This is a genomic window from Spongiactinospora gelatinilytica (assembly GCF_003236385.1).
GTDB lineage: Bacteria > Actinomycetota > Actinomycetes > Streptosporangiales > Streptosporangiaceae > Spongiactinospora > Spongiactinospora gelatinilytica.
The window spans coordinates 1-10,541 of sequence record NZ_POUA01000045.1 but is presented as its reverse complement, the minus strand read 5'-3'; the positions used below and the strand labels follow the sequence as shown (position 1 = coordinate 10,541).

The window sequence follows — 10,541 nt, the reverse complement described above, 5'->3', positions numbered from 1 at the left end:
GCGACCCCGACGCCTCCGACACCGCCTCCTTCGACGAGTGCCTGGAACTGCTGCACCTGGGCGGGCGCAGCCTGCCGCACGCGGTGCTGATGATGATCCCCGAGGCGTGGGAGAACCACACCGAGATGGACCCCGCCCGGCGGGCGTTCTATGAGTTCCACTCCACGCTGATGGAGGCGTGGGACGGCCCGGCGTCGATCACCTTCTCCGACGGCACCCTGGTCGGCGCCGTCCTGGACCGCAACGGCCTGCGCCCCGGCCGGTTCTGGGTCACCGGGGACGGCCTGGTCGTGCTCGCCTCCGAGGCGGGCGTGCTGGACATCCCGGCCGAGGACGTGGTCCGCAAGGGCCGCCTCCAGCCGGGCCGGATGTTCCTGATCGACACCGCCCGCGGCAAGATCATCGAGGACGACGAGATCAAGGCGGAGCTGGCCGCCGCCCTGCCGTACGGGGAGTGGCTGCACGCCGGGCTGGTCCGCTTCGAGGAGCTGCCCGCCCGCGAGCGGCAGATCCCCACCCACGAGGCGCTGGTCAAGCGGCAGCAGACGTTCGGCTACACCGAGGAGGAGCTGCGGGTCATCCTGGCCCCGATGGCCAGGACCGGCGGCGAGCCGCTGGGCTCGATGGGCACCGACACGCCGGTGGCGGTGCTGAGCGAGCGGCCCAGGCTGCTGTTCGACTACTTCAGCCAGCTCTTCGCGCAGGTCACCAACCCGCCGCTGGACGCCATCCGCGAGGAACTGGTCACCTCGCTGCAGTCCACCATCGGGCCCGAGGGCAACCTGCTGGAGCCGGGGCCCGCCTCCTGCCGGCGGCTGGTACTGCCGTACCCGGTGATCGACAACGACGAGCTCGCGAAGATCATCCACATCAACGACGAGGGCGCGCTGCCCGGCTTCCAGCCGCATGTCGTCTCGGGCCTGTACGAGGTCGCGGCCGGCGGCGAGGCGCTGCTCGCCCGCCTTGAGGAGATCCGCGCCGAGGTGTCGCAGGCCATCGCCGGCGGCGCGCGGATCATCGTGCTGTCCGACCGCGGCTCCTCCGCCACCATGGCGCCGATCCCGGCGCTGATGCTCACTGGAGCGGTACATCACCACCTGATCAGGGAGAAGAGCCGCACCCGGGCCGGTCTGGTCATCGAGACCGCCGAGGCTAGGGAGTGCCACCACATGGCGCTGCTGATCGGCTACGGCGCCTCCGCGGTCAACCCCTACCTGGCCATCGAGACCGTCGAGGACATGATCGCCACCGGCGTGCTCGACCCCGACCCGCGCAAGGCCGTGCGCAACCTGATCAAGGCGTACGGCAAGGGCGTGCTGAAGGTCATGTCCAAGATGGGGGTCTCCACCGTCGCCTCCTACACCGGCGCGCAGATCTTCGAGGCGCTCGGCCTGGGCCAGGAGGTCATCGACGCCTGCTTCGCCGGGACCACCTCCCGCCTGGGCGGCGTCGGCTTCGACGTGCTCGCCCGCGAGATCGCCGAGCGGCACGGGCGCGCCTACCCCCGGGTGGAGAACGCCCACCGCCGTCTTGAGGTCGGCGGGGAGTACCAGTGGCGGCGCGAGGGCGAGCCGCACCTGTTCAACCCCGAGACCGTCTTCAAGCTCCAGCACGCCACCCGCACCCGCCGCTATGAGATCTTCAAGGAGTACACCGGCCTGGTGGACTCCCAGTCCGAGCGGCTGATGACCCTGCGCGGCATGTTCCGGCTGCGCGGGCGCACGCCGGTGCCGCTGTCGGAGGTCGAGCCGGTCGCCGAGATCGTCAAGCGGTTCTCCACCGGCGCGATGTCCTACGGGTCGATCTCCAGGGAGGCCCACGAGACGCTGGCCATCGCGATGAACCGGCTGGGCGGCAAGTCCAACACCGGCGAGGGCGGCGAGGAGCCCGAGCGGCTCTACGACGCCGAACGGCGCAGCGCGATCAAGCAGGTGGCCAGCGGCCGGTTCGGCGTCACCAGCGAGTACCTGGTGAACGCGACCGACCTGCAGATCAAGATGGCGCAGGGCGCCAAGCCCGGCGAGGGCGGCCAGCTTCCCGGCCACAAGGTCTACCCGTGGATCGCCCGCACCCGTCACTCCACGCCGGGCGTGGGCCTGATCTCGCCGCCGCCGCACCACGACATCTACTCCATCGAGGACCTCGCCCAGCTCATCCACGACCTGAAGAACGCCAACCCGGCCTCCCGCGTCCATGTGAAGCTGGTGGCCGAGGTCGGGGTCGGCACGGTCGCGGCGGGGGTGTCCAAGGCGCACGCCGACGTGGTGCTCATCTCCGGGCACGACGGCGGCACCGGCGCCTCGCCGCAGACCAGCATCAAGCACGCCGGCGCGCCGTGGGAGCTCGGCCTGGCCGAGACCCAGCAGACCCTGCTGCTCAACGGCCTGCGCGACCGGATCGTGGTGCAGGTGGACGGCCAGCTCAAGACCGGCCGCGACGTCGTGGTGGCGGCGCTGCTCGGCGCGGAGGAGTACGGCTTCGCCACCGCGCCGCTGGTGGTGTCGGGCTGTGTGATGATGCGCGTCTGCCACCTGGACACCTGCCCGGTCGGCGTGGCCACCCAGAACCCCGAGCTGCGCAAGCGGTTCTCCGGCAAGCCGGAGTTCGTGGTCAACTTCTTCGAGTTCATCGCCGAGGAGGTCCGCGAGCTGCTGGCCGAGCTGGGGTTCCGGTCGCTGGACGAGGCCATCGGGCACAGCGAGCTGCTGGACACCCGGGCGGCGGTGGACCACTGGAAGGCGTCCGGGCTGGACCTGTCGCCGATCCTGTACCGCCCGGAGGTGCCGGCGAGCGCGTCGCTGCGCCGTACCCAGGCCCAGGACCACGGCCTGGACCGGGCGCTGGACAACACGCTCATCCAGCTCGCCGAGGGCGCGCTGAACCTCGGCGAGCCGGTCACCCTGCAACTGCCGATCCGCAACGTCAACCGCACGGTCGGCACCATGCTGGGCCACGAGGTCACCAAGCGGTACGGCGGGTCCGGCCTGCCGGACGACACCATCGACGTGTCGTTCAGCGGCAGCGCGGGCAACTCCTTCGGGGCGTTCGTGCCCAGGGGGGTCACGCTGCGCCTGACCGGCGACGCCAACGACTACCTGGGCAAGGGCCTGTCCGGCGGCCGGCTGGTCGTCCGGCCGCACCAGGACGCGCAGTTCGCCGCCGAGACCCAGGTCATCGCCGGGAACGTCGGCCTGTACGGGGCCACCTCGGGTGAGGTGTTCGTCCGCGGGATCGTCGGCGAGCGGTTCTGCGTCCGCAACTCCGGCGCCACCGCCGTGGTGGAGGGCGTCGGCGACCACGGTTGTGAGTACATGACCGGCGGCCGGGCCGTCATCCTCGGGCCCACCGGGCGCAACCTCGCGGCCGGGATGTCGGGCGGCATCGCCTACGTGCTCGACCTTGAGACCGCGCGGGTCAACCGCGAGATGGTCGAGATCGAGCCGCTGGACGAGGCCGACACCGAGTTCCTGCGCCAGATCGTCGAGCGGCACCTGGCCGAGACCGGCTCCACGGTCGCCAAGGAGCTGCTCGCCGGCTGGGAGGCGGCGCCGAGCCGGTTCGGCAAGATCATGCCCCGGGACTACAAGCGGGTGCTCGCCGCGCGGGCCGCCGCCGAGGCCGAGGGGCGCGACATCGACGAGGCGGTCATGGCCGCCGCGCACGGATAAGGGAGGTTCGACGATGGCCGACCCCAAGGGGTTTCTCACGCACCCGCGCGAGCTGCCGGCGCGCCGGCCCGTGGACGTGCGCATCCGCGACTGGCGGGAGGTCTACACCGACTTCCCGCGGCCCGCGCTGGCCAGGCAGGCCGCGCGGTGCATGGACTGCGGCATCCCGTTCTGCCACAACGGCTGCCCGCTGGGCAACCTGATCCCGGAGTGGAACGACCTCGTCTACCGCGACGACTGGCACGACGCGGTCGAACGGCTGCACGCCACCAACAACTTCCCGGAGTTCACCGGGAGGCTGTGCCCCGCCCCGTGCGAGGCGGCGTGCGTGCTGGGGATCAACTCCGACCCGGTCGCGATCAAGCAGGTCGAGGTGGAGATCATCGACCGGGCCTTCGCCGAGGGCTGGGTCACCCCGCAGCCGCCCCTGTCCAGGACCGGCAAGCGGGTCGCGGTGGTCGGCTCCGGTCCGGCCGGGCTCGCCGCCGCCCAGCAGCTCACCCGCGCGGGCCACGACGTCGTGGTGTTCGAGCGGGCCGACCGGATCGGCGGGCTGCTGCGGTACGGCATCCCCGAGTTCAAGATGGAAAAGCGGCACATCGACCGGCGCATCGCGCAGATGCGGGCCGAGGGCACCGAGTTCCGCACAGGCGTCAACGTCGGCGTGGACATCACCGCCGCCGAGCTGCGCGAGCGGTTCGACGCGGTGGTCCTCGCGGGCGGCGCGACGGCCTGGCGCGACCTGCCGGTGCCCGGCCGCGAGCTGGACGGCATCCACCAGGCGATGGAGTACCTTCCGCTCGCCAACCGGGTGCAGGAGGGCGACTACGCGGTTCCGCCGATCTCTTCGGAGGGCAAGCACGTGGTGGTGATCGGCGGCGGCGACACCGGGGCGGACTGCATCGGCACGGCGCTGCGCCAGGGCGCGGCCTCGATCACCCAGCTTGAGATCATGCCCCGGCCGCCGGAGTCGCGGCCGGGCGGTCAGCCGTGGCCGACCTTCCCGACGCTGTTCAAGATGGAAAGCGCCCACGAGGAGCTGGCCGGGCACGGCGGCGACCGGGTGTACGCGGTCTCCACGACCGAGTTCGCCGGCGACGCCGAAGGGCGGGTCAGGGCGCTGCGCCTGGTGGAGGTGGAGGGCCCGGGCAGCGGGTTCAAGCCGATCCCCGGCACCGAGCGGGAGATCCCCGCCGAGCTGGTCACGCTGGCGATGGGCTTCGTCGGCCCGGAGCACGGCGGCCTGCTCGCCGACCTGGCCGACCTGGCCGGGCGGTCGGGGGAGGGCGGGTCGTTCTTCGACGCCCGGGGCAACGTGGCCCGTGACGTCTCCTACATGTCGGCGCTGGACGGCGTCTTCGTGGCGGGCGACATGGGCCGGGGGCAGTCGCTGATCGTCTGGGCCATCGCCGAGGGCCGCTCGGCCGCCGCGGCGGCCGACCGCTACCTCACCGGCCGTACGGCACTGCCCGTCGCGATCCCCCCAACGGCCCGTCCGCTGGTTTGACGGGTTCCGACACACCGGCGATCACGCACGTCCGCCCCCTTCGCGGGGGCGGCGTGCATGATCTTTCTGATCCCTTCTGGTTCGCGGGTACGGTGGGCCCCTGTCCGTTGCTGCCGTACAAATCGCGAAAAGTCAGTCAAAAGATGCCAGGAGGGTGAAATAGCGGAGTCTAGGGTTAGATCCCTGGACAGAATGCTGGGAGAGCCGGCACAGCGGGAGGGTAGATGAGACGGGGGAACGATCGCCTGGCCCGCGCCATGGCCGCGCTCACCGTGACCTGCGCCATGACACTGGCCGTCACGGGCGCCGGGCCGGTGCCCGCGGCGGCCGCCGGCGCGCCGGAGGGGCTCCAGGCCCGCCTGGTGTTCTACGCCGAAGGCGGCCAGGCCGCGGCCGAACGGGCCGTACGGGAGGCGGGCGGCACGCTACGCCCCCGCGAGGGCGACCCCCGGCTCGGATACCTCGTCGCCGACGGCCCAGGGACGGCGTTCGTCCGCGCCCTGGGGCGCAGCGACGCCATCGTCGGCGTCTCCGCCAACCGGCGGATCGGGACGGCCACCCGGGCGGGGGGCACGCTCGCCGTACCCCGCGTCGACAAGGACCTCGCCGGCCACGCCGACCTCGGCGCCGCCCTCGCCGGGGGCTCGGAACCGCTCGCCGACCGGCAGTGGGACATGAAGATGATCGGCGCGACCGCCGCGCGCTCCCACGCCACCGCGCCCGGCGACAAGCGGGTCCTGGTCGGGGTGATCGACACCGGAGTGGACGGCTCGCACCCCGACATCGCGCCCAACTTCGACCGCGGGCTCAGCCGCAACTTCGTCACCGACCAGCCCAAGGACCCCAAGGGCGAGACGCTGGACGGCCCCTGCGAGCACCCCGGCTGCAAGGACCCCGCGGACGTGGACGACGACGGCCACGGCACCCACGTCGCCAGCACGATCGCCTCGCCCGTCAACGGCCTCGGCGTCGCCGGCGTCGCGCCCAACGTGACCCTGGTCAACATACGCGCCGGGCAGGACTCAGGGCTGTTCTTCCTCAAGCCCAGCCTGGACGCCCTGACCTACGCCGCCGACGCCGGCATCGACGTGGTCAACATGAGCTACTACATCGATCCCTGGCTGTTCAACTGCACCGACAACCCCGCCGACTCCGAGGCCGAGCGGATGGAGCAGCGCGGCATCATCACCGGCATGCAGCGCGCCCTGGACTACGCCCGCGGCAAGGGCGTCACGCTGATCAGCGCCATCGGCAACGGCGCCACCGACCTCGGGCGCCCCGAGGTGGACACCACCAGTCCCGACCACCCCTCAGGGTCCGAGCGCACCCGGCGGATCGACAACTCCTGCCTGAACGTCCCGGCCGAGTCCAAGGGCGTCATCTCGGTCTCCGCGGTCGGCCCGGACAAGGTCAAGGCCGCCTACTCCGACTACGGCATCGAGCAGACCGACCTCACCGCGCCGGGCGGCGACGCCGGGGGCGGCGACGTCACCAAGACCATCCTGGCCGCAGCGCCCGAGCGGGCGCTGCGCGAGCGCGGCCTGATCGGCCCGGACGGCGCCTCCAAGAGCCCGTCCGTCGTACGCGACTGCCGCGGCGGCACCTGCGCCTACTACCAGTACCTCCAGGGCACCTCGATGGCCGCCCCGCACGCCACCGGCGTGGCCGCCATCCTGATCAGCCGGTTCGGCGAGAACGCGAACGGGTCCAAGGGGGCGGCGGGCGGCAAGGCGGCGGGCGGCGCGTTCGGCATGGACCCCGGCAAGGTCCGTGAACTGCTCTACGAGACCGCCACCCCGATCGCCTGCCCGATGCCGCGCGGCCAGCGGTACATGAGCGGCACCCAGATGTGCGAGGGCGACCGCGCGCGCAACGGCTTCTACGGCCGCGGGCTCGTCGACGCCGCCAAGGCCGCGACCATTCGGCCCTGAGTACCCGGCTTAAGGATCATGAGTGCGGTCGCGGGGGTGGTTGAGTAGGCGGGCGGATGCCGCTCGCCGGGCGCCGGTCTAACGTCGATGACATGGGATATCGGCTGGTCGGAGACGCCACGATGGTCGTCCACTTCCTCTTCCTCGCCTACATGGCGGTCGGCGGGTTCCTGGCCTGGCGGCTGCCGCGGACCATCTGGGCGCACGCCGCGGTCGCGGCCTGGGGACTGATCTCGATCGCCACAGGGGTGGAGTGCCCGCTGACCGCCCTGGAGAACTGGGGCAGGAACAACGCCGGGCTCGCCGGGCTCGCCCCGAGCGGGTTCATCGACCACTACATCGAGGGGATGATCTACCCCGAGGAGTACACCACGGTGGTGCGCTGGATCGTCGCCGCCCTCGTGCTGACCTCCTGGATCGGCTACGGAACTCTGTCCAGGCGGCGGGCCGCGCGCCGCGGGCCGGTGGAACGGCCCAGCTCAGAGGGCCTGACGTCGGCGTGATCTTCACCAGGTGCTCTCGCCCGGTCAACGCGGATGTCATCACCAAGTGGTCTGTACCAATAAAGTAGTCGTGTGACTCGTCGCGCAAAGATCGTCTGTACCCTCGGCCCCGCAACCTCCTCCCCCGAGCGCATCCGCGAGCTCGTCGCCTCCGGGATGGACGTCGCGCGGTTCAACCTCAGCCACGGCACCCAGGAGCTGCACAAGGAGATCTACGACCGGGTGCGGGAGGCGGCCGCCGACCTTGGCCGGGGCGTCGGCCTGCTGGCCGACCTGCAGGGTCCGAAGATCCGCGTAGGCACCTTCGAGGAAGGACCCGTCCGCCTCGGCTTCGGCGACGTGTTCGCGATCACCACCGAGAAGGTCCCCGGCGACCGCGAGCAGGTCTCCACCACCTACGCCGGGCTGCCCAACGACGTCAAGGCCGGTGACACCGTCCTGGTCGACGACGGCCGCGTGGTGCTGGAGGTGACCCGGGTCGACGGCCCGCGCGTCACCCTTCGCGTGGTCGTCGGCGGCATGATCTCCGACAACAAGGGCCTCAACCTGCCGGGCGTCAACGTCAGCGCGCCCGCCCTCACCGACAAGGACGAGGCCGACCTGCGCTGGGCGCTGCGCACCGGCTTCGACATGATCGCGCTGTCGTTCGTCAGGCGGCCGTCCGACGCCGATGTCGTCCGCAACATCATGGAGCAGGAGGCGGTCCGCCTCCCGCTGCTCGCCAAGATCGAAAAGCCGCAGGCGGTGGAGCGGCTCCCCGAGGTCGTCGAGGCGTTCGACGGCATCATGGTCGCCCGGGGCGACCTCGGTGTGGAGCTGCCGCTGGAAGACGTGCCGATCGTGCAGAAGCGGGCCATCGAGCTGTGCCGGGAGAAGGCCAGGCCGGTCATCGTGGCCACCCAGATGCTCGACTCGATGATGCACTCCCCGCGGCCCACCCGCGCCGAGGCGTCCGACGTCGCCAACGCGGTGATGGACGGCGCCGACGCGGTCATGCTCTCCGGCGAGACGTCCGTCGGCTCCTACCCGATCGAGGCCGTTCAGACGATGGACCGCATCGCCTGCGCGGCCGAGCGCGCGGTCCTGCACGCCACCCACACGCTGGACCGCATGCCGGAGACCACCGGCGGCGCCATCGCGCGAGCCGCCGCAGAGGTCGGGGCCATCGTCGGGGCCAAGGTCCTGGTGGCCTTCACGATGTCCGGCGAGACCGCCCGCCGGCTGGCCCGCTACCGCTCGTCCATTCCGCTGGTGGCCTTCACCTCGGCCCCGCACGTGCGCGGCCAGCTCTCCCTGACCTGGGGCGTGGAGACCTTCCACGTGCCGTTCGTCCACCACACCGACGACATGGTCAGGCAGGTCGAGTCGTCGCTGCTCAACCTGGGCCGCTGCGAGAAGGGCGACAAGGTCGTCATCGTCGCGGGCTCCCCGCCCGGCACCCACGGCTCCACCAACGCCCTGCGGGTCCACACCATCGGCTCGGCGGTCTCCCACCCCAGCTAGCCCGGCACCCGGGCGCGGACGGCGGGGCGCGCCCGCCGTTCGCCCGCGCCGGGGAAGGCGTGAGCGAGCCGCGGGCGAAGGGTGGGAGAGGGCACGAGTGCGCCGATCGATCAAGGGTGCCGGAAGTGGGACTCGAACCCACATGCCCTCGCGGACAAACGCTTTTGAGGCGTTCGCGTATGCCTATTCCGCCATTCCGGCTAACTATGAACTTGTCCCGGTTTGACAGGGAACTCTGACCGACCGAAGTCGATCGGCGAGCGTCCGTCAGCGTGGTACTAGCGTACCGGACGTCGGTACCCTTCTGGTCGTGAGTACGCAGCGGCGAGTAGTGATCGCGGAGGACGAGGCCCTGATCCGCCTCGATCTCAAGGAGATGCTGGAAGAGGACGGCTATGCCGTCGTCGGGGAGGCGGGAGATGGCGAGACCGCGGTCAAGCTCGCTCTGGAGCTGCGCCCGGATCTGGTGATCCTGGACGTCAAGATGCCCGTCCTGGACGGGATCTCGGCCGCGGAGCGGATCGTCTCCGAGCGGGTGGCACCCTGCCTGATCCTGACCGCCTTCTCCCAGCGCGACCTGGTGGAACGGGCGCGCGACGCCGGGGCGATGGCCTATCTGGTCAAGCCGTTCACCAAGTCCGACCTGGTGCCCGCGATCGAGATGGCGGTCAGCAGGCACGACGAGATCAAGGCCCTGGAGCGCGAGGTCGGCACGCTGTCGGACCGGCTGGAGACGCGCAAGCTGGTCGAGCGGGCCAAGGGGCTGTTGATGGCCAGGCACGGCTGGACCGAGCCGCAGGCGTTCCGGTGGATCCAGAAGGCGTCCATGGACCGCCGGCTGAGCATGCGGCAGGTCGCCCAGGTCGTGGTGGACGAGGCGGCGGCCGGGCCGGCGCCCGAGTCCTGAGGTCCGCCTCCCCGGCGCGGGGGACCGCTCAGCGGTTCTTGCAGGTCTCCCGCAGCAGCCGGTCCAGCGATCCCCGCAGTTCCGCCGTGACCTCGAGCTCCAGGTAGCGCCGTTCGAGGCCGGGCAGGCTCGCCCAGAACGGGAACGCGTAGGGCTTCTTGGCGTCGGCCATGGAGTGGGCCGAGCAGTTCGGGGCGGTGAAGCGCACCGGCACGGTCAGTTCCTCCCGCTCCGGGCCCAGTACGGCGAGCGGCTTCTCCCGCGCGCCGGTCGGCGACAGACCGAAGATCACGCTGCCGCCGACATCGTGCAACGTGACGGTGGTGCCGGGCGTCCTGCGCCGCATCACGACCTCGCCGGCCAGCGCGTCGCCCCGCCGGGTCCACCGGGCGCCGAGCCGTACGTCCGCGGCCGCGCGCACGGCCTGGGCGCCGCACTCCAGGCCGACCAGGCGGGTCACCAGCGGGTCGGGGTGGGGGAGCGGCAGGCGGACCTGGCGGGTGCCGGCCGGCTCCCTGATCC

Annotated in this window: 7 protein-coding genes and 1 tRNA gene; 6 read left to right on the top strand and 2 right to left on the bottom strand. The window is 71.6% G+C overall.

The window, feature by feature from the left end; genetic code table 11:
• From gltB to pyk, 5 genes are all read left to right on the top strand, one after another.
• A partial coding sequence (gltB, locus tag C1I98_RS08745) for a glutamate synthase large subunit (RefSeq protein WP_111166568.1) occupies positions 1 to 3,668 on the top strand: 3,668 nt, incomplete at its 5' end.
• A gap of 13 nt (positions 3,669 to 3,681) precedes the next feature.
• Entirely contained in the window at positions 3,682 to 5,175 is a 1,494-nt protein-coding gene (locus tag C1I98_RS08740; protein WP_111166567.1) for a glutamate synthase subunit beta, read from the top strand.
• Between the two features lie 224 nt (positions 5,176 to 5,399).
• A complete protein-coding gene (locus C1I98_RS08735; RefSeq protein ID WP_111166566.1) occupies positions 5,400 to 7,106 on the top strand; it encodes a S8 family peptidase in 1,707 nt (568 codons plus the stop codon).
• Positions 7,107 to 7,198: 92 nt separating this feature from the next.
• Positions 7,199 to 7,609: a DUF2784 domain-containing protein gene (locus C1I98_RS08730; RefSeq protein WP_111166565.1), complete on the top strand. Its 411-nt coding sequence runs from the start codon at positions 7,199 to 7,201 to the stop codon at positions 7,607 to 7,609.
• 72 nt (positions 7,610 to 7,681) lie between these two features.
• Positions 7,682 to 9,112 carry a pyruvate kinase gene (gene pyk / locus C1I98_RS08725; protein WP_111166564.1) on the top strand — a complete coding sequence of 477 codons (1,431 nt, stop codon included), beginning with the start codon at positions 7,682 to 7,684 and terminating at the stop codon, positions 9,110 to 9,112.
• Positions 9,113 to 9,229: 117 nt separating this feature from the next.
• Here pyk and C1I98_RS08720 read toward each other — a convergent pair.
• Positions 9,230 to 9,313 (bottom strand) — tRNA-Leu (locus tag C1I98_RS08720).
• Positions 9,314 to 9,422: 109 nt separating this feature from the next.
• On the opposite strand from C1I98_RS08720, the gene C1I98_RS08715 reads away from it, so the two are divergent.
• Complete coding sequence (locus C1I98_RS08715) at positions 9,423 to 10,019, top strand: ANTAR domain-containing response regulator (protein WP_233507522.1); 597 nt, start codon at positions 9,423 to 9,425, stop codon at positions 10,017 to 10,019.
• Between the two features lie 28 nt (positions 10,020 to 10,047).
• Here C1I98_RS08715 and C1I98_RS41275 read toward each other — a convergent pair.
• Positions 10,048 to 10,541 (bottom strand): hypothetical protein (locus C1I98_RS41275; RefSeq protein WP_158557972.1); only part of this gene is annotated, 494 nt, incomplete at its 5' end.